Origin of the sequence: Microbacterium sp. 70-16 (assembly GCF_001898315.1) — a bacterium.
Classification (GTDB): Bacteria; Actinomycetota; Actinomycetes; order Actinomycetales; family Microbacteriaceae; genus Microbacterium.
In genome coordinates this window covers 32,476-51,805 of sequence record NZ_MKTQ01000020.1, presented here as the reverse complement: position 1 = coordinate 51,805, position 19,330 = coordinate 32,476, and the positions used below count along the sequence as shown (strand labels likewise).

The 19,330-nt window shown below is 70.2% G+C and carries 14 protein-coding genes and 1 pseudogene; 8 read left to right on the top strand and 7 right to left on the bottom strand.

Annotated elements, in window-relative coordinates:
• The 3 genes and pseudogenes from BGO46_RS10080 to aspS form a co-directional block, all read right to left on the bottom strand.
• Positions 1–497, bottom strand: a pseudogene (locus BGO46_RS10080) (ABC transporter substrate-binding protein); the annotation flags it as partial.
• Positions 498–671: 174 nt separating this feature from the next.
• Positions 672–854 (bottom strand): YegP family protein, encoded by a 183-nt coding sequence (locus BGO46_RS10075; RefSeq protein WP_292676822.1) that lies wholly within the window; start codon positions 852–854, stop codon positions 672–674.
• Positions 855–942: 88 nt separating this feature from the next.
• Positions 943–2,286: an aspartate--tRNA(Asn) ligase gene (gene aspS / locus BGO46_RS10070; RefSeq protein ID WP_292676824.1), complete on the bottom strand. Its 1,344-nt coding sequence runs from the start codon at positions 2,284–2,286 to the stop codon at positions 943–945.
• Between the two features lie 74 nt (positions 2,287–2,360).
• On the opposite strand from aspS, the gene BGO46_RS10065 reads away from it, so the two are divergent.
• The 5 genes from BGO46_RS10065 (at position 2,361) to ccsB (ending at position 7,202) form a co-directional block, all read left to right on the top strand.
• Positions 2,361–2,990, top strand: a complete 630-nt coding sequence (locus BGO46_RS10065; RefSeq protein WP_292676826.1) for a histidine phosphatase family protein — start codon at positions 2,361–2,363, stop codon at positions 2,988–2,990.
• Positions 2,990–3,577 carry a TlpA disulfide reductase family protein gene (locus tag BGO46_RS10060; protein ID WP_292676828.1) on the top strand — a complete coding sequence of 196 codons (588 nt, stop codon included), beginning with the start codon at positions 2,990–2,992 and terminating at the stop codon, positions 3,575–3,577. Before BGO46_RS10065 ends, BGO46_RS10060 begins: the two co-directional genes overlap by 1 nt.
• 10 nt (positions 3,578–3,587) lie before the next feature.
• Positions 3,588–4,340, top strand: a complete 753-nt coding sequence (locus BGO46_RS10055) for a cytochrome c biogenesis protein CcdA (protein ID WP_292676830.1) — start codon at positions 3,588–3,590, stop codon at positions 4,338–4,340.
• Entirely contained in the window at positions 4,321–6,042 is a 1,722-nt protein-coding gene (locus BGO46_RS10050) for a cytochrome c biogenesis protein ResB (RefSeq protein WP_292676832.1), read from the top strand. Before BGO46_RS10055 ends, BGO46_RS10050 begins: the two co-directional genes overlap by 20 nt.
• Positions 6,043–6,110: 68 nt before the next feature.
• A complete protein-coding gene (gene ccsB, locus BGO46_RS10045; protein ID WP_292676834.1) occupies positions 6,111–7,202 on the top strand; it encodes a c-type cytochrome biogenesis protein CcsB in 1,092 nt (363 codons plus the stop codon).
• A gap of 409 nt (positions 7,203–7,611) precedes the next feature.
• Here the strand turns inward: ccsB and BGO46_RS10040 are convergent, their stop codons facing one another.
• Together BGO46_RS10040 and BGO46_RS10035 are read right to left on the bottom strand one after the other, a co-directional pair.
• Entirely contained in the window at positions 7,612–9,840 is a 2,229-nt protein-coding gene (locus BGO46_RS10040) for a YhgE/Pip family protein (protein ID WP_292676836.1), read from the bottom strand.
• Positions 9,837–12,791: an MMPL family transporter gene (locus tag BGO46_RS10035; RefSeq protein WP_292676838.1), complete on the bottom strand. Its 2,955-nt coding sequence runs from the start codon at positions 12,789–12,791 to the stop codon at positions 9,837–9,839. Before BGO46_RS10035 ends, BGO46_RS10040 begins: the two co-directional genes overlap by 4 nt.
• 129 nt (positions 12,792–12,920) lie before the next feature.
• Here BGO46_RS10035 and BGO46_RS10030 point away from each other — a divergent pair, with 129 nt between their 5' ends.
• Positions 12,921–13,550 (top strand): TetR/AcrR family transcriptional regulator, encoded by a 630-nt coding sequence (locus BGO46_RS10030; protein ID WP_292676840.1) that lies wholly within the window; start codon positions 12,921–12,923, stop codon positions 13,548–13,550.
• Here BGO46_RS10030 and BGO46_RS10025 read toward each other — a convergent pair whose 3' ends face one another.
• Entirely contained in the window at positions 13,551–14,537 is a 987-nt protein-coding gene (locus BGO46_RS10025) for an o-succinylbenzoate synthase (protein ID WP_292676842.1), read from the bottom strand.
• 123 nt (positions 14,538–14,660) lie between these two features.
• On the opposite strand from BGO46_RS10025, the gene BGO46_RS10020 reads away from it, so the two are divergent.
• Together BGO46_RS10020 and metH are read left to right on the top strand one after the other, a co-directional pair.
• The gene (locus BGO46_RS10020) at positions 14,661–15,029 is read left to right on the top strand and encodes a DoxX family protein (RefSeq protein WP_292676844.1); all 369 of its coding nucleotides are present in this window, start codon (positions 14,661–14,663) and stop codon (positions 15,027–15,029) included.
• Positions 15,030–15,070: 41 nt separating this feature from the next.
• Complete coding sequence (gene metH / locus BGO46_RS10015; RefSeq protein WP_292676845.1) at positions 15,071–18,730, top strand: methionine synthase; 3,660 nt, start codon at positions 15,071–15,073, stop codon at positions 18,728–18,730.
• 102 nt (positions 18,731–18,832) lie between these two features.
• Here metH and BGO46_RS10010 read toward each other — a convergent pair whose 3' ends face one another.
• Complete coding sequence (locus BGO46_RS10010; RefSeq protein ID WP_292676847.1) at positions 18,833–19,231, bottom strand: glucose-6-phosphate dehydrogenase; 399 nt, start codon at positions 19,229–19,231, stop codon at positions 18,833–18,835.
• Between the last annotated feature and the right edge of the window lie 99 nt (positions 19,232–19,330).

Below are 19,330 nucleotides of genomic sequence, written 5' to 3'. Positions count from 1 at the left end.
CCGTAGTCGCCGACGAACAGGCCGGTGGGCTCCTTGAGGGCATCCGGGATCTCGTCGAAGGTCTGCACCTTGTAGGCGGCGAACTGGTCGGTCGACTGCAGTGCGACGGTCAGGCCCACGTCGAAGACGTCGGGAGCGGTGTCGAGGCCCGCGTTGGTCTCAGCGGCCTGGATCTCCTCGGCGCTGGAGACGTCGGGCGACTGCTCGGTCACCTCGATCTCGGGGTAGGTCTCCTTGAACAGGTCGATGATCGCACCATAGTTGGCCCAGTCGCGCGGCAGCGCGATGACGTTGAGCTTGCCCTCGGCCTTGGCGGCGGTCTCGAGGTCGGCGAAGGTGCCGAAGTCGGCGACGCTCGTGGCGGTGGCGGCGTCCGATGCGGAGTCGGAGGCTCCGTCGGAGGCATCCGACGACGACGAGCAGGCGGCCAGGGCGATGGCCGAGGCGGTGAGCAGAGCGACGGCCGGAGCGATCCGGCGCAGCGCGAGACGGGACATACGGGTATTCCTCTCGGGTGGTGCACGCACGCGGGAGCGGTCGTGCAACGGGGACGAGAGGACGTTACGGGCGGAGGATGGACCGTTCGTGCGCCGCAGATGAACGATCGGCAAAGGAGAGGGAAAGACGACGAAGGGTCCGCCGGAGCGGACCCTTCGCGAGAACGCCGTGTGTTACTTCTCGACCTCGACGAGTTCGGCGTCGGGCGCGTTCGTGCGCACCGATTCGATGCCGTTCAGGGCGCTCGCCTTGGAGGAGTACCCCTGGCTCGTCGCGATCACCTGTCCGTTGGCCGCCTTCAGGTTGAAGCGCCAGTCGCCACCCTTGTCGGTCCACAGTTCGAACTTCCCAGCCATGATCCACCTCTCATCGGGGACGGCGCCGTCGCACATCCGACGCTCACGCTAGCGCGCCGGGTTGCGGTGGGGAAGAGTCGATCCGCCCTTACGGGGCCAGGCGCGTCGGGCCGCGGAACAGGAACGTGACCTCGCGGATCGAGTCCTGCCCGAGCATCAGCATCAGCACGCGGGCAAGGCCCATGCCGAACCCGCCGTGCGGCGGCACGCCGTAGCGGAAGAAGTCGAGGTAGTGCGCGAGACCCTCGAGCGACAGCCCCTTCTCGAGCGCCTGCGCCTCGAGCACGTCGATGCGGTGCTCGCGCTGCGCGCCCGTCGTGATCTCGGTTCCGCGGAACAGCAGGTCGTAACTGTTGGTGAGCCCCGTCTCGGCGTTGCGCATGTGGTAGAACGGCCGGATCTCGGGGTGGTAGTCGGTGACGAAGACGAACTGGTGTCCGTAGGTCTCGAGCACGTGCGCGGAGATCTGACGCTCGCCCTCGGGGTCGAGGTCGCCGTCGGTGCGAGGGATCTCGTAGCCGCGGGCCTTCACGATCTCGCGGGCTTCGGCCAGCGGGATGCGCGGGAACGGCACCGTCGGCACGACGACGTCGATGTCGAACAGTTCCTTGATCTCGGCGCCGTGCTTCTCTGCGACGGCGGTGAACGCTGTCGCGAGCAGCTCCTCCTGCATCTGGGCGACATCCTCGTAGGAGTCGATCCAGCTGATCTCGGCGTCGACCGAGGTGAACTCGGTCGCGTGGCGGCTCGTGAAGCTCGGGTCGGCGCGGAACACGTCGCCGATCTCGAAGATCTTGCCGAAGCCGGCGGCCTGCGCCATCTGCTTGTAGTGCTGCGGGCTCTGCGCGAGGTAGGCGGTCTGCTCGCCGAAGTACTCCATCTCGAACAGCTCCGCGTTGCCCTCGGCGGGCGTCGACATGAGCTTCGGGGTGTGCAGCTCGACGTAGTCGTGCTCGACCCAGTAGCTGCGCATCGCGTGCTCGAGCGTCGTCGAGATGCGGAAGATGAGCGCGTTGCGGCGCTGGCGCAGGTCGATGAAGCGCCAGTCCATGCGCTTGTCGAGGCCGCTGTCGGCGGCGATGGGGGTCTCCGGCAGAGCGGATGCCGCGATGTCGAGCGCACCGATCTTGATCTCGACGCCGCCGAGCTTGACGCGCTCGTCGTGCTTGAGCTCGCCGGTCACCGTCAGGAAGGTGCCGGTGGACAGCTCGGAGATGAGCGCGGTCAGGGCGAGCGCGTCGGCATCCTGCCCGTCGGCGTTCTCCGGGTCGGGCCGGGTCGCGGGGTTGACCAGCTGGACGGCGCCGGTCTCATCGCGCAGGATGACGAACTGCACCTTCTTCTGATCGCGGACGGTCTCGACCCATCCGGACACCTGGACGGGTCCGTCTTCGCGGGACTGCAGCTGGCTGACAAGGGTGCGTTCACTCACGAGGGAACAGTCTACTTAAGCGGACGGCTGCGCTCTCAGCCCAGCCACAGACCACGGCCACGTAGACTTGGCGGGTGCCCGCTGATCGCCTCCACCTCGTGCGTCATGGGGAGGTCGACAACCCCCAGCGCGTGCTGTACGGGCGGCTGCCGAACTTCGCGCTGAGCGCGGACGGACAGCAGATGGCACGTGCTGCCGCGCAGTACGTCCAGGGCCTGGGGCGCCCGGTCACCGCGCTGTACGCCTCGCCGCTGCAGCGCACGCGTGAGTCGGCCGCACCGTTCACCGAGCTGCTCGGCCTCGAGGCTGTCATCGATGAGCGCGTCATCGAACCGACCAACGTCTTCGAAGGCAAGCGCATGAAGCGCGCCGTGCTCAACCCCGCCAACTGGCGCCACCTCGTGCGGCCGTCGATCCCCAGTTGGGGCGAGCCGTATCTCGAAGTCGTCGCGCGCATGGATGCCGCGATGACGGAGGCCTGGAACGAAGCCGACGGGGGAGACATCATCATCGTCTCGCACCAGCTGCCGATCTGGATCACGCACCTCGCCGTCGCGGGCGAGCAGCTGAAGCACGATCCGCGCAAGCGTCGGTGCGCGCTGTCGAGCGTCACGAGCTTCGAGCGGACCGGCGGCGTGTGGCGCGAGGTCGCCTACGCCGAGCCGGCGACGACGGCGGGCGCCGTGGATGTGGGGGCGGTGTGATGCGGAAATTCATCGCGGCGATCGGCGCGGTCGCACTGGCGCTGACGCTCGCGGCGTGCACGAGCGCGAACGACGACCTCGTGAGCCAGTACCAGCAGGGCGGCGACACCGGGTTCATCTCGGGCGACGGTCGGGTGCAGGAGATCCCGGTCGACGAGCGCGGGGATGCCGTGGAGTTCACCGGCACGGCCGTCGACGGCTCCACGGTGACGGGCGCCGACTACGCGGGCGACGTGCTGGTGCTGAACTTCTGGTACGCCGGGTGCGGCCCGTGCCGGGCCGAGGCATCCATGCTGGAAGAGACCTTCCAGGCGACCGGCGCGCACTTCCTCGGGGTCAACATCTATGACGGCCCCGAGCAGGCCACCGCGTTCGAGGAGACCTACGGCATCACCTACCCATCGCTGCTCGCACGCGAAGACGCCGACCTGAAGCTCGCGTTCGCCTCGTGGACGCCGCTGCAGTCCGTGCCGATCACGCTCGTCCTCGACGCGCAGGGCCGCGTCGCGGCGCGATTCATCGGGCAGGTCGAGAGCGCCTCGATCCTGAAGACGATCGTGAACGACGTGATCGCGGAGAACTCGTGAGCGGGGCCTCGTGAACGCGGGGTCGATCGTCTTCGACGGAGCGCTGTGGCTCGCGATCCCCATCGCCCTGGTCGCCGGGCTCGTGTCGTTCCTCTCGCCGTGCGTGCTGCCGCTCGTGCCCGGCTATCTCGGGTTCCTCGGCGGGTCGGTCGGCGGCTCTCGCGCGGCTACGCAGGCGCGGGCACCGCGCGGTCGGCTCGTCGGCGGCGTCCTGCTGTTCATCGCGGGGTTCACGCTCGTCTTCGTCGCGATGGGTGTGCTCGCAGGCACCCTCGGTCGCTTCTTCATCCAGTACCAGGACCTCATCACGCGGATCCTCGGCGTCGTCGTCATCGCGATGGGACTCGTCTTCCTCGGCGTCTTCGGGTTCGCGCAGCGCACGATGAAGCCCGAGGTCCGCAGCGGACTGGGCCTGATCGGCGCACCTCTGCTCGGCATCGCGATGGGCATCGGCTGGGCGCCGTGCATCGGCCCGACCTACACCGCGATCCTCTCGATCTCGCTGACGCAGGCCGACCCCGGCCGCGCCGTGCTGCTCGCCGTCGCGTACTCGCTCGGCCTCGGCATCCCGTTCCTGCTGCTCGCCGTCGGCTTCGGCTGGGCGACGCGCTCGGTCGCATTCCTGCGGCGGCATATCCGCACCGTGAACATCATCGGCGGCGTGCTGCTGGTCGTCCTGGGCATCCTCATGGTCACGGGCGTGTGGACGGCCGTCATGTCACAGCTGACGGGGGTGATCGGCAGTGTCGAACTCCCCCTCTGACCCCGCCCTGGCCCCCGAGCTTGTCGAGGGGCCCGGCACCGACCCGCTGCGTCCCTCCGACCACGCCGACGGCACGCGCGAGATCACGCAGCCACAGCTGGGCTTCGTCGGATGGCTGCGCTGGGGCTGGCGCCAGCTGACGAGCATGCGCACGGCGCTGGTCCTCTTGCTGCTGCTCGCGATCGCCGCGATTCCGGGCTCGATCTTCCCGCAGCGCACGGCCGACCCCAACGGCGTGATCGACTTCCAGACGAAGAACCCCGATCTGTACCCCGTCCTCAACGGCATGCAGCTGTTCGACGTGTACTCGTCGGCGTGGTTCTCGGCGATCTACATCCTGCTGTTCATCTCGCTCATCGGGTGCGTCCTGCCCCGCACGAAGCACCACTTCAAGGCGCTCAAGGCGCGCCCGCCGCGCACGCCCGCGCGCCTGTCGCGGCTCGATGACCACGCCGAGACGCTGCGGCCGGTGGCCGAGGGGACGGATGCCGGGGCATCCGCCGCCCACATCGTCGATGTCGCCCAGGCGCAGTTGCGCAAGGCCGGGTATCGCGTCGAGCGGTACGACACCGCCGCGGTGGGCGGCCGCCCCGCGGTCGCGTCGGTCTCGGCCGAACGCGGGTATGCCCGCGAGACCGGCAACCTCGTCTTCCACGCGGCGCTCGTCGGCGTGCTGATCTCGGTCGGCGTCGGCGGCGGACTCACCTACACGGGGCAGACCGTCATCGTCGAGGGCGACAGCTTCGTCAACTCGCTCGGCCTCGGCTACACGTCGTTCAACCCGGGCCGCTTCGTCGATTCCGAGGCGCTGCCCCCGTATTCGCTGACGCTCGACAGCTTCGACGTCAGCTATGTGCCGGTCGGCGAGTCGGGCCAGGGCATGGCGGGCGACTTCTCGGCGAACCTCACGACGCGCGAGCCGGGGCAGGATGCCAAGGAGCAGTCCGTCCGCGTCAACCACCCGCTCGACATGGCCGGCGACCGCATCTACCTGATGGGCAACGGCTACGCCCCGACGATCACGGTGCGAAACCCCGACGGCGACGTCGTCTTCCGTGAGGACGTCGAGTTCCTGCCGCAGGATGCCAACATGACTTCGCAGGGCGTCGTGAAGATCACCGACGGCCTGAGCGACCAGCTCGGGCTCGTCGGATTCTTCTACCCGACCGCGATGACGCTGCACTCGGGAGCGTTGACCTCGGCCTACCCGGCCCTCGTGAGCCCCCTGCTGACGTTCTGGGTCTACGCGGGCGACCTCGGCATCAACGACGGCACGGCCCGCAACGTCTACGCCCTCGATCCGTCCGAGATGACCCTGCTCGCCGGCAGCACGAGCGACGTCGCGGCGCTGCAGCTCGAGCCCGGCCAGACCGTCGACCTGCCGAATGACATGGGCACGATCACGTTCGAGGACAACACCGCGAACGGTGGCGCCGAGACCGTCAAGCGCTACGTCTCGCTGTCGATCCACCGCGATGTCGGCGCGCCCTTCGTGCTCGCATTCGCCGTCATCGCCCTGTTGGGTCTGCTCGCGGCGCTGTTCGTGCCGCGCCGCCGGCTATGGGTCAAGGCGGTGCCCGCAGACGGCGGCGTGCGCATCGAGTACGCGGGTCTTGCGCGCGGTGAGGACCCGGCGATCGCCGTCGCGGTCGCCGACCTGCAGCGCGGTCTCGAGACGGCCCTCGACGGCGAGAAGGCCTGACCCGCGGGCATCCTGGGCGGCCGTGCTGACCCGGGCATCCGCTCGACGCGCCGCGTAGACTTGCACGCATGCCCGAAGCCGAATTCTCGCTCGACTCTGTCTCGGTCCTGCTGGTGTGGACCGCGATCGCGATCTACGCCCTCGCCTTCGTGGCCTACGCCGTCGACCTGGCGCGCCGCTCTGACCTCGCCGTCAAGGCGAAGGATGCCGCGCCCGTGCGCGAACTCGTCGCCGCCGGCGGCTCGACGATCTCGCGCGTGCGCGCGCAGGAAGACGCGGCGCTCGCCGCCGTCGAGGCTCGCCCCGGCGCGCGCCCGCGGTACATCTGGGCGCGCATCGGCACGTCGCTGACGGTGCTGGGCTTCCTCTTCCACGTCGGCGCCGACATCACCCGCGGCATCGCGGCGGGGCGCGTGCCGTGGTCGAACATGTACGAGTTCGCCCTCACCGGCACGATGCTCATCATCGCGGTGTACCTCTTCGTGCTGCTGAAGTACGACCTGCGGTTCCTCGGCACGTTCATCACGGGCCTGGTCACGGTGCTCCTCGGCGCGACCGCGATCTGGTTCTACACGATCGTCGTGCCGCTGTCCGACCCGCTGAAAAGCGTCTGGCTGGTCATCCACGTCTTCGTCGCGTCGCTCGCGACGGCGCTCTTCGCGCTCGCGTTCGCGCTGTCGGTGACGCAGCTGTTGCAGGCGCGGCGCGAGCGTCTGGCGGTGGCGGCCGATGAGGCATCCACCACCGGTGACGAGGTCGCGGTGGCCGGTGCGGGCGCTGCCGGCGCTGCCGGCGCTGCCGGCAAGACCGGCAAGACCGGCCCGCGGTTCCTGCGCACACTGCCCTCGTCGGATGCCCTCGAGTCGCTCGCCTACCGCTTCGCGATCATCGGGTTCATCTTCTGGACGTTCACGCTCATCGCCGGATCCATCTGGGCCAACGACGCGTGGGGCCGCTACTGGGGCTTCGACACCAAGGAAGTCTGGACGTTCGTCATCTGGGTGCTGTACGCGGGCTACATCCACGCGCGCGCGACGCGCGGCTGGCGCGGCACGCGCTCGGCCTGGCTGTCGATCGTGGGATTCGCGGCCGTCATGTTCAACTTCACGATCGTCAACATGTTCTTCAAGGGCCTGCACGTCTACAGCGGCCTGAGCTGAGGCGGGGCTCGCGCCCCGTGGGGGTGCTCGCGTGGGGCATCCCTCGTGGATTTGATGGCGCGAATGCGCACCTCGCATGCGCTGAGGGGCCCATTTGCGCCAACCATTTGAGCGGGCTCGCATTTGGATGGCGCGAATGCCTACCTCGCCTGGGCCTAGGGGCCCATCTGCGCCAACCATTTGAGGCTCAGCCAGATCGAGGTGGCGCGCCGGACCATCTCACGCCCGCCGGGCTGGTCCGCAGCGCCACCCCGATTGCCGGCACTGATTTCAGGTGGCGCGCCCGACCATCTCACGGGCGCTGAGCTGGTCCGCAGCGCCACCTGGATTGTCGCCACCTGCACGGCGCGACCGACCACACACCAACCGCCGACCAGACACCAACCTCACGCGAGCGCCAACACCAACCTCACGCGAGGGCAGGGGATGCCGCGAGCAGCTCGCGCGTGCTCGCGGTGCGGCGGCGGCCCACCGCGATGACGGTCGCGACGAAGGCGAGGCCCGCCCAGATGATCATTCCGGCCAGGCCTGCGCCGAGTCCTCCGGCGGGCGTGAGCGCCGCGAGCATCGCGTTGTATGCGGGCGCCGTCGGCATGAGCGACGCGATCGACGCGAGCACCCCCGGGATCGTCGACACGACGCCCGTCGCGACGGCGAGCACGCCGATCAGCGCCGAGACCCACCGGCCCGCGCCGCCGAACACCGCGACGAGCGCCTGGTTAACGGCGGCGAAGGCCACGCCCGCGACGACGGCGAGACCCGCGAAGGTCCACCAGGCGCCGGCGTCGTAGTCGGCCGCGAACTGAACGACGATCGCGACGAGCAGACCCTGCGCGGCGCCGATGGCGGCGACCGGCGCGAGCGAGCGCAGCGCGAGCAGCGCCGACGGCCGGCGCGAGCTCAGCGCGTGCCGCGGCACGGCTTGCAGCGCGATGAAGGATGCCAGGCCGCCGAACCACAGCGCGAGCATCGCGAGCAGCGGAATCGCCGACGCACCGAACAGGTTCGTGTTCGTGCCCTGTGCGCTGACCGGGTCGACGACGACGGATGCCAGATCGGTCGCCTGCTGCTCGGTGTATGACGGCACGGCGTCGGCCGCCTGCGTCAGGCCGTCGGCGAGCGACGAGGTGCCGTCTGCGAGTTCGCCCACACCGTCCGCGAGCGAGCTCGCGCCGTCGGCGGCGCTCGATGCGCCGTCGGCGAGCTGCGCGGCTCCCGACGCCGACTGCGCCGTTCCGGATGCCAGGGTCGATCCGCCCGCGGCGAGCTGTGCGGCGCCCGACGCGGACTGCGAGGTTCCGGATGCCAGCGATGCGGCCCCGGTGGCGAGGCCGTCCGCGCCGTCGGCGAGGTCTTGCGCGCCGGCGGCGGCCTGATCGAGCCCGCCGGCGATGCCGGCGATGCCCTGCGAGAGGCCGGCCGCTCCGGCGGCGAGTTGCGCTGTCGAGTCGGGCAGCTGGTTGATCTGGGTGAGGCCATCAGCGATCTGCTGCGAGTTGCCGATGATCTCATCGACCTGCGGCAGCGCGGCCTGCGCGCTGTCGGCGGCCTGCGTCAGCGCGGTGCAGAACTCGGCGGGGTAGCCGTTCGTGGTGCAGTCGGCGGCGAGCTGCTGCAGGCGCGCGACGCTGTCCGCGGCATCCTGCTTCAGCTGCTCGCCGTTCGCGGCGGCGGAGTTCGCGGCGTCGATGACTTCCTGCGGAATGCTGACGCCTTGCACCTGGTCGGCGAACTGCTGCAGTCCGGCCGCGAGCTGCTGACTGGGGCCGACCAGCTGGTCCGCGCCCTGCGAGAGCTCGGACAGTCCTGCGGCTGACCGGTGCGCGCCGGCGGCGTACGCCTGCACGCCCGCGGCGTACTGTGAGCTGCCCGACGCGAGCTGGCCCAGGCCGTCGGCGAGCGCGCTCACGCCGGCGGTGTACTGGGCCGTGCCCGACGAGAGCTGGCCCAGACCGCTCGAGAGCGAGCCCGCGCCGTCGGAGAGCTGCTGCACGCCGTCGGCGAGCGAGACGGCACCGTCGGATGCCTGGCCCGCGCCGTCGGCGAGCTGGTGCGCGCCGTCGGCCGCCGTGCCGAGCTGGTCGGAGAGCGTCGTGAACCCGAGGAACACGTTCTCGAGGTAGACAGTCGACAGCTGTTGGCCCATGAGTCCGGCGGCGGCCTGCGTGACCTGCGAGGTGATCGCGTCGTCGACGATGCGGCTGTCGGGTGAGGTGGTCACCGAGATCGTCGCCTGCTCGGCGGTGCCGCCCGAGCCGTCGGAGGCCCCTGCCGTCGAGGTCGCCGCGGCGGAGAAGTTCGCCGGGATCGTGATGACCGCGTCATACGTGCCGTCGGCGAGCCCCGCGGCGGCGTCGTCGTCGTTGGAGATCGTCCAGGTGAGGTTGCTCGCGATGTCGTCCGAGCCTTCGACCAGGCCCGCCGTGAGCTGGCGCCCGAGCGGCACGTACTGGTCGCCGATGGTCACCGGCTCATCGTTGTTGACGATGGCGGCGTTCATCGCGTCGAGACGCTCGACCGGGTTGTACAACGCGGCGATGAGGAGGCCGCCGATGACGACGGGCAGCAGCAGGACGCCGAGCAGCGTCAGCCACGTGACGGGGCGGCGCGAGCGTGCGCGTTCGAGGGAGAGAGTCATGAGATCACCTGGGTCGAGATGTCGGAGGCGCGGGTCTGCAGGGCCAGTGCGGTCACGCTGGTGCGGTGGGCATCGGCGAGGATGTCGAGGGCGGCACCCTCGGGGCGGGCCGAGGCGACGATCGTGAGCGGATGCCGGGGTGTGCGGCCCCCCTCGGCGGCGCGGGCGCCCGCCCGCTCGGTCGCATCGCGCAAGAGTGCGGCGGCCTGGTCGCGGTCGGCGCCCGTGAGCACGTCGATCCCGTCGATCGCGACGAGGGTCGTGCCGCCGGCGAGCGCGCGGCGCAGCTCGCGCAGCGGGTCGGCGGCGCCGTCGAGCAGCGCGACGCCCACGTGCGCCCGCACCCAGGGCCCGCGTGCGGGCAGCAGGTGCCCGGCGACGCGCAGGCGGCCGGCGCTGGGCTCCACACGCCCGGCGACGGCGAGCAGGAATGCCCGCCCCGCACGTGGGTCGGCCGCCGTGACGATGAGCGTGTCGCCCTGGTCGAGCTGCACGGTGGCATCCGTGAACAGGTCGACCTCGCCGACGCCGCGTCCGGCTTCGGCGCGCACCGTGAGTCCTTCGGCGGCCAGCGGCCCGGTGTAGTCGGGGGCGGGCCATTCTGCCAGGGCGAGTTCGCGCTCGACGGCCTCACCCTCGATGTCGAAGTGCGGCAGCACTCGGTCGAGCCAGCGCGGCATCCACCACGCCTTGTCGCCGAGCAGCGCCATGACCGCGGGCACGAGTGTCATGCGCACGAGGAACGCGTCGACGGCGATGCCGACGGCGAGGCCCAGTGCGATCGGCTTGATCGACGTGTCGCCTTCGGGGACGAACGCGGCGAAGACGGCGAACATGATGATGGCGGCGGCGGTGACGACGCGGGCAGACGCCGTGAAGCCGCTGCGCACGGCCGCGAGGGCGACAGCCCGTGCGTCGAACCGCTCACCGGCGGCCTTCGCGGCGCGACGGGCGTGCACGAAGTCCTCACGCATGCGCGAGACGAGGAAGACCTCGTAGTCCATCGCGAGGCCGAACAGCACGCCCATCAGGATGATCGGCATGAACGAGATGACCGGGCCGGTGCGCGTCACGTGCAGCGCGTCGGCGAGCCAGCCCCACTCGAAGACGGCCGCGACGACGCCGAAGGCGGCGAGGATCGACAGCAGGTAACCGGCGGTCGCCTTCAGCGGCACCCAGATCGACCGGAACACGATCATCAGCAGGATGAACGAGAGGCCGACCACGAACAGGCCGAACGGCAGCAGTGCGGCGCCGAGCTTGTCGGAGATGTCGATCGCGATCGCCGTGAAGCCGGTGACCTTGAGATCGACACCGTACTTTTCGAGCCACTCGTCGTGGTGCGAGCGCAGGTCGCGCACGAGGTCGGCCGTCGCGGGGTCGTCGGGGCCCGTCTCGGGCACGATCTGGATGAGGCCCGTGTCGGCGGTCTCGTTGGGGGTCGCGAGGGCGACCTCCTTGACGCCGGGGATCTGCTCGACTTCGGCCTTGAGGTCGGCAATGAGTCCAAGCGGGTCGGTCGAGGTGACGATCGTCCCGGTCAGGATGAGCGGGCCGTTGGCGCCTGCGCCGAAGTACTCCGCCGTGAGGTCGTAGGTCTGCCGCGCCTCGCTCGAGGTCGGCTGCATGCCGGCGTTGGGCAGGGCCAGCTGCAGGCTCGCGGCGGGGATCGCCATGACGCCGAGCGTCACGACGACGGCGACGGTCGTGATGATCGGATGCCGCGTCACGAGCTTCACCCACGCGTTCGTCTTCGCGACGGGCGCGTGTGCGGGGGCGCTCGGGGGAGTGGCATCCGCGATCTCGGCGGTCGGTTCGGGCTCGGTCTGTGCCTCGGCGCCGGCGGCGGCGAGCCCGGCAGGAGTGGCGGCCGCGCGGCGGCGCACCCGCACGCCGCGGCCGAGGCGGCGCGGCCAGCCCGCGACGCTCTCCTTGGCGAAACCGAGCAGCGCCGGTGTGAGCGTGAGTGCGACGACGACGGCGACAGCGACGGCACCCGCCGCGGCGATGCCCATCGTCGTGAGGAACGGGATGCCCGCGAAGCCGAGGCCGATCAGGGCGATCAGCACGGTGACGCCGGCGAACACTACGGCCGATCCGGCCGTGCCGGTCGCGCGCGCGGCGGACTCTTCGGGGGCGGTTCCCGCGCGCACTTGGTCTTGATGTCGGGCGACGATGAACAGTGCGTAGTCGATGCCGACCGCGAGCCCGAGCATGATCGCGAGCATGGGCGTCGTCGACGACACCGTCGCGAAAGCGGTCGAGGCGAAGATGAGCGCGATCGCGAGGGCGACGCCGATCAGGGCGCTCACGAGCGGGAACCACGCGACCGCGAGCGAGCGGAACGTCACGATCAGCACGAACAGGGCGATCAGGACGCCCACGACCTCGACGAGCGAGAGCGCCGGCAGTGACGTCGAGAACAGGTCGCCGCCGACGACGACCTGCGAACCGGTGGGGAGCGCGGCGCCGAGGGATGCCGAGATGTCTTCGAGGGCCGTCTTGGTGGCATCCGGCACATCGGTCACCGTGCCGGCGAACTGCAGGCGGATCAGCGCCGCCTGGTCGTCGTCGCTGATCATTCCCGAGACCATGTCGTCGAACGGATCGGTGACGGCGAGCACGCCGTCGAGGGTGCCCAGCTCGTCGACGACCGACGCGATCTCGTCGGTGTACGGGGCCTCGTCGACGCGGTCGCCGTCGGCCGCGACGACGACGTACTGGGCGCTCGTGCCGCTCGCCTGCGGGAAGGTGCGCGCGAGCAGTTCGATGCCCTCCTGGCCCTCGCTGCCGGGGATCGTGAACGAGTTGTCGAAGCCCTTGACCGCGCCGCCCGCGACACCGAGGCCGACGGCGCCGCCGACGATGCCGAGCAGCAGCAGCCACGACACGAGGACCCGCCACGGGTGGCGGTACGACCAGCGGCCGAGCGAGTACAGGAGAGTGGACACGTGCGCTCCGGTGGGTGGTGGTTCAGATGGATTCGATACAGCGCTGTATCCGATACATAGATGTATCCTAGAAGAGTTCCGGTCCGCAAGTCTGTGGACTCGGTGTGAAGATGGCGGGAAGGAGACGTCGTGGTCGATGTGACCAGCAAGCCCGGCTCGCGGCGCCGCGAGCAGACGAGAGCGCGGCTGCTCGACGCTGCGCACGAGGTGTTCGCCGAGGTCGGCATGGATGCCGCGTCGGTCGAGATGATCTGTGAGCGCGCGGGGTTCACGCGCGGCGCGTTCTATTCGAACTTCGAGTCGAAGGACGAGCTGTTCCTGGCCCTGATCACGCAGCTGGCGAGTGCGAAGCTCGACGAGGTCGCGGTGCGTGTGCGCGATCTTGCACCCGACCCGATCGTCGATGTCCGTGGGCTCGTGCGGCAGGTCGTCGGGGCGTCGATCAGCGAGCGCATGGAACCGCAGCTCGTGTCGGAGATCCGCACGCAGGCGCTGCGCGACCCGAAGCTCGCCCCCGCCTACCTCGCCTGGCAGGAGGTGCTGCGCTCGCGCATCGAGGGCATCATCGCGCACGTCGCCGACGCGTTCGGCCTGCGCTTGCGCCTGCCGATAGCCGAGGCTGCGCAGCTACTCGTCGACGTCTCCGATGACACGTGCGCGCGCGGAACTCTCGAGGGTCGCTCGGCGGCCGAAGTCACCGAGATGATGAACGACCGCCTCGAACGGATCGTGGGGCTGCTCGTCGAGATGCCCGCGTAGTCAACCCGCGGCGAGCACGGCGTGGCAGCGATCGAGGCGGGCGAGCCACCACTCGCGGCGGTCGGCGGATGCCTCGTGCCGCGTGAGCAACCCGGGGTCGGGCTCGACGCGGCCGACCGGCAGCGTGCCGCTCATCGGGCGCAGCGGGCGGGCGGTGACATCGGCCGCGAGGAGCGACGCCGTCCCCAGCCCGCAGTCGTAGGGCAGCTCGGGCAGCGCGGCGGCCAGCGCCACGCCCATCGACAGGCCGATGCTGGTGTCGAGCGCGCTCGAGACGACCGCCGGCAGGCCCGCCTCGGCCACGATCTCCAGCGCGCGTCGCACGCCGCCCAGCGGCTGCGCCTTCACCACGATGAGATCGGCCGCGCCCGCGCGCGCGACGGCCAGCGGGTCGGATGCCTTGCGGACGCTTTCATCTGCTGCGATCGGGATGTCCCAGTCCGCGATCCGCTCGCGCAGCTCGGCGAGCTCGTCCACGCTCGCGCACGGCTGCTCGAGGTATTCGAGGTCGAACTCCGACAGCGCGTGCACGGCGTGCTCGGCTTCGTCGACGTTCCAGCCGCCGTTGGCGTCGAGGCGCACGCGCCCTTCGGCGCCGAGCTGCTGGCGCACCGCGCGCACGCGGGCGACGTCGTCGGCGAGGGTCTGTCCGCGCTCGGCGACCTTCACCTTCGCCGTGCGGCACCCGTCGAACCGCGCGAGCACGCCGGCGACCTCCGCAGCGGCGACCGCGGGAACGGTCGCGTTGACGGGCACGGCATCGCGAACGGATGCCGGCTGCGCGTGCCACCCGAAGTCGAGTGCGGCAGCGAGCCAGGCGGCAGCCTCGGCATCCTCGTACTCGAGGAACGGCGAGAACTCGGTCCAGCCCTCCGGTCCCTGCAGCAGCAGTGCTTCGCGATGCTCGACACCGCGGAAGCGGGTGACCAGCGGCAGCGAGACGACGCGCGCCGTCTCGTGCAGCTCCGACAGCGGTGGCAGGCTCATGGCATCCATCCTGCCGCGTGCGTCGTTTGTGCGCTGGTTACCCGGGTGTGCCTTTTGTACGCGCCTCGATGATGACGCATCATTGGGTTGCTTACTGAGAGTAACCAACAAAGGAACCCGCGCATGACCATCGCCCTCTGGATCGTCAACATCCTCCTCGCCCTCGCCTTCCTCGCCGCCGGTGCCATGAAGGCCGCCCGCCCGAAGGAAGCGCTCGCCGCGAACGGCATGGCGTGGACCGAGGACTTCTCTTCGCCGTCGATCAAGCTCATCGGCATCGCCGAGGTCATCGGTGCCGTGGGCCTCATCGTCCCGCTGCTGACCGGCATCGCCCCAATCCTCACGCCGATCGCCGCCGTGTGCCTCGCGATCATCATGATCGGCGCGACGGCGACGCACGCCCGCCGCAAGGAGTCGGTCGCCCCGGGCCTCGTCCTGGCCGTGCTCTCGATCGCAAGCGCCGTGCTGGGCTTCCTCGTCGTCCTCGGCTGATGAACCGGCCGGGGCTCGGCCCGCGGCCGTAGAATCGGGCGGTGACCGCGACCCGCACCGAACCCCGTTTCGCCCTCGACATCGACGGGGTGCCACGCACCGAGCGCGCCCAGGCGCTGCTCGATGCCCTGGCGCGCCGTGTCGTGATCGCCGACGGCGCGATGGGCACGATGCTGCAGCGTCACGACCTGCAGATCGACACCGATTTCGCGGGGCTCGAGGGCTGCAACGAGATCCTCAACGTGACGCGGCCCGATGTCGTCGCGGCGATCCACGACGCGTACTACGCGGTCGGCGTGGATGCCGTGGAGACCAACACCTTCGGCGCGAACTGGTCGAACCTGTCGGACTACGGCATCGATGACCGCATCACCGAACTCGCCGAAGCTGGTGCGCGCATCGCGCGGGGCCGCGCCGAGGCGGCCGAGGCCGCGGACGGCCGCATGCGCTGGGTGCTCGGCTCGATGGGGCCCGGCACAAAGCTGCCCTCGCTCGGGCACACGACGTACGCGCACCTGAAAGAGACGTTCGCGCTGCAGGCCGAGGGGCTCATCGACGGGGGAGCGGATGCCTTCCTCGTCGAGACCAGCCAGGACCTGCTGCAGACGAAGGCCGCGATCAACGGCTGCAAGCAGGCGATCGTAGCCCGGGGCATCCGCCTGCCGATCTTCGTCGAGGTGACGGTCGAGACGACTGGCACGATGCTCATGGGATCGGAGATCGGTGCCGCGCTCACCGCGCTCGAACCGCTCGGCGTGGATGCCATCGGCCTGAACTGCGCGACGGGCCCCGCCGAGATGAGCGAGCACCTGCGGCACCTGTCGAAGCACTCGCCGGTCACGATCGCGTGCATGCCCAACGCGGGCCTGCCCGTGCTGGGGGCCGACGGCGCGCACTATCCTCTGACGCCTGCCGAGCTCGCGACGGCGCACGAGCAGTTCGTCCGCGAGTTCGGCCTGGGCCTGATCGGCGGATGCTGCGGCACGACCCCCGAGCACCTCGCCGCCGTCGTGGAACGGATTCGGCCGCTGGCACCCGAGCCGGCGCTGGCCCCCGAGCTTGTCGAGGGGCCGCGCCACGCCGACATCGACCCCGGCGTCGCCTCCCTCTACCAGCACGTCCCGTTCCGCCAGGATGCCTCGTACCTCGCGATCGGCGAGCGGACGAACGCGAACGGTTCGAAGGCGTTCCGTGAGGCGATGCTCGAGGGCCGCTGGGACGACTGCGTAGAGATCGCCCGCAATCAGATCCGCGTCGGCGCGCACCTGCTCGACGTGTGCGTGGACTACGTCGGCCGCGACGGCGTCGCCGACATCCGCGAGGTCGTGTCGCGCTTCGCCTCGGCATCCACTCTGCCGCTCGTGATCGACTCGACCGAGCCCGCGGTGATCCAGGCGGGGCTCGAGCTGATCGGCGGCCGGCCCGTCGTGAACTCGGTCAACTACGAGGATGGCGACGGCGCGGCATCCCGCTTCGGTCGCATCATGCCGCTCGTCAAAGAGCACGGCACGGCGGTCATCGCCCTGACGATCGACGAGCAGGGGCAGGCCCGCACGACCGCCGACAAGGTGCGCATCGCATCGCGGCTCGTCGACGAGCTCGTCGGCGAGTGGGGTCTGCGCGTCGAGGACATCATCGTCGACTGCCTCACGTTCCCGATCGCGACCGGTCAGGAAGAGACGCGGCGCGACGGCATCGAGACGATCGAGGCGATCCGGGCCCTGACGGCGAAGTACCCCGGCATCAACACGACGCTCGGCGTCTCGAACGTGTCGTTCGGCCTCAACCCCGCCGCGCGCAGCGTGCTGAACTCCGTGTTCCTGCACGAGGCGACCCAGGCGGGACTGACCTCGGGCATCATCGACGCGGCGAAGATCGTGCCGCTGGCATCGCTCGACGAGGCCCAGCGCAAGGTCGCGCTCGACCTCGTCTGGGACCGCCGCGAATGGGATGCCGAGGGCAACCTCACCTACGACCCGCTCGCGACGATGCTCGACCTGTTCGCCGGCGTCGACTCGGCAGCCCTCAAGGACCAGCGCGCCGCAGAGCTGGCCGCCCTGCCGTTGGGCGAGCGCCTCGAGCGCCGCATCATCGACGGCGAGGCGAAGGGCCTCGAGGCCGACCTCGAGCAGGCGCGTGCGGAGGGCATGAAGCCGCTCGACATCATCAACGTGCACCTGCTGGAGGGCATGAAGGTCGTCGGTGAGCGGTTCGGCTCGGGACAAATGCAGCTGCCGTTCGTGCTGCAGTCGGCCGAGACGATGAAGACCGCCGTCGCGCTGCTCGAGCCGTTCATGGAGAAGACCGAGTCGGCCGGCAAGGGGCGCATCGTGCTCGGCACCGTGCGTGGCGACGTGCACGACATCGGCAAGAACCTCGTCGACATCATCCTCACCAACAACGGCTACGACGTCATCAACATCGGCATCAAGCAGCCGATCGCCGACTTCATCGCGGCTGCCGAAGAGCACGACGCCGACGTCATCGGCATGAGCGGACTGCTCGTGAAGTCGACGGTCGTCATGAAGGAGAACCTCGACGAGCTCGCCGCGCGGGGATTCGGCACCCGCTGGCCGGTCCTGCTCGGCGGCGCGGCGCTGACCCGCGCCTACGTCGAGGACGACCTCGCGAGCGCGTTCGAGGGCACCGTCCGCTACGCGAAGGATGCCTTCGAGGGCCTCGCCCTCATGGAGCCGCTCGTGCGCATCGCGCGGGGCGAAGACAAGGATGCCGTGGGACTGCCGCCCCTGAAGAAGCGCATCCACGCGGCGGGATCGCGGCTCACGCTCACGGAGCCCGAGGCGATGCCGGCGCGCTCGGACGTGGCATCCGACAACCCCGTTCCGGTGCCGCCGTTCTGGGGAACGCGCATCGTGCGCGGCATCGCGCTCGCCGACTTCTCCGCCTACCTCGACGAGCGCGCGACGTTCATGGGCCAGTGGGGCCTGAAAGCGGGCCGCGGCGACGACACGCTGTCGTACGAGCAGCTCGTCGAGACCGAGGGGCGGCCGCGGCTGCGGTACTGGCTCGACCGGATCCTCAGCGAGGGCATGCTCGATGCCTCGGTCGCGTACGGGTATTTCCCCGTCGTGAGCGACGGCGACGACATCGTGGTGCTGCACCACGGCGACGACCCCACCGGGGTGCTCGGCGTGCCCGGGCTGCTCGCGCCCGACGGGGGTTCGGGTGGCCCGCTCGGCTCCGACCGCCTCCGCTTCCACTTCCCGCGCCAGCGCCGCGACCGTCATCTCGATCTCGCCGACTTCGTGCGCTCGCGCGAGTCGGGCGTCGTTGACGTCATGCCCGTGCAGTTGGTGACCGCCGGCGCCGCGATCGACGCGGTCACGGCGAAGCTGTTCGCCGAGAACAAGTACCGCGACTACTACGAGCTCAACGGCCTTGTGATGCAGCTGACCGAGGCGCTCGCCGAGTTCTGGCACGCTCGCATCCGCTCCGAGCTCGGTTTCGCCGGTGAGGATCCGACCGACACCGCGGGCCTGTTCAAGCTCGAGTACCGTGGCGCGCGGTTCTCGCTCGGATACCCCGCGTGCCCCGACATGGAAGACCGCCGCAAGGTCGTGGAACTCCTGCGCCCCGAGCGCATGGGCGTCGAGCTGAGCGACGAGTTGCAGCTGCACCCCGAACAGTCGACGGATGCCTTCGTGTTCCACCACCCCGAGGCGAAGTACTTCTCGGTGTGAGGCTCCGCGTCCACCCGAGAACAGGCAATCGCACGAGAACAGGCGGATGCCTCTGATTTCGGCCTGTTCTGGGGCGGTTGCCTGTTCTGGGGCAGACGCGGCTCAGCCGACCCGCTGGCCGCACATGCCGCACACGCCCGACGCGGGCACCTCGACGAAGCAGTCTGGGCACAGCACCGCGACACGCTCGGGCATCGACGGCGCAGCCGCCTTGCGCGGCGTCGCGGCCGCGCGGGTGCGACGCGCGCGCTCGGGTGCCGACATAGGCGGCGGAGCGAGCTTCGGCGTCGGCTTGTGGTCGGCGCAGTAGTACCGCACGAATCCGGCCGGATTGTTCGGATGCCGGTGCTTCACGATCCACAGGCCCTCGCGCGGCCAGGGCTCGCTGTCGGGGCCGCAGCCGGCGCAGCGGGTCGGCTCGCCGGGCATCGCGTCGGCGGCCGGCACCGGCAGTTCGAAGGGGAGGGCGTCTCGCCAGTCGGAGGAGTTCCTGATCTGCACGATGAGCCTTCCCGGCGGCATCCGTTCGGGGTGGAGCCGCCGCGGTCCATTGTCCCATGACGGCACTATGGTGTGGCCGGGTGAGGCCACTCTCGTCAG

Coding starts and splice junctions, on each gene's coding strand:
- BGO46_RS10075 (WP_292676822.1), bottom strand. CDS start 854: ATGGCTGGGAAGTTCGAACTGTGGACCGACAAGGGTGGCGACTGGCGC.
- BGO46_RS10060 (WP_292676828.1), top strand. CDS start 2,990: ATGCGGAAATTCATCGCGGCGATCGGCGCGGTCGCACTGGCGCTGACG.
- ccsB (WP_292676834.1), top strand. CDS start 6,111: ATGCCCGAAGCCGAATTCTCGCTCGACTCTGTCTCGGTCCTGCTGGTG.
- BGO46_RS10040 (WP_292676836.1), bottom strand. CDS start 9,840: ATGACTCTCTCCCTCGAACGCGCACGCTCGCGCCGCCCCGTCACGTGG.
- BGO46_RS10025 (WP_292676842.1), bottom strand. CDS start 14,537: ATGAGCCTGCCACCGCTGTCGGAGCTGCACGAGACGGCGCGCGTCGTC.
- BGO46_RS10020 (WP_292676844.1), top strand. CDS start 14,661: ATGACCATCGCCCTCTGGATCGTCAACATCCTCCTCGCCCTCGCCTTC.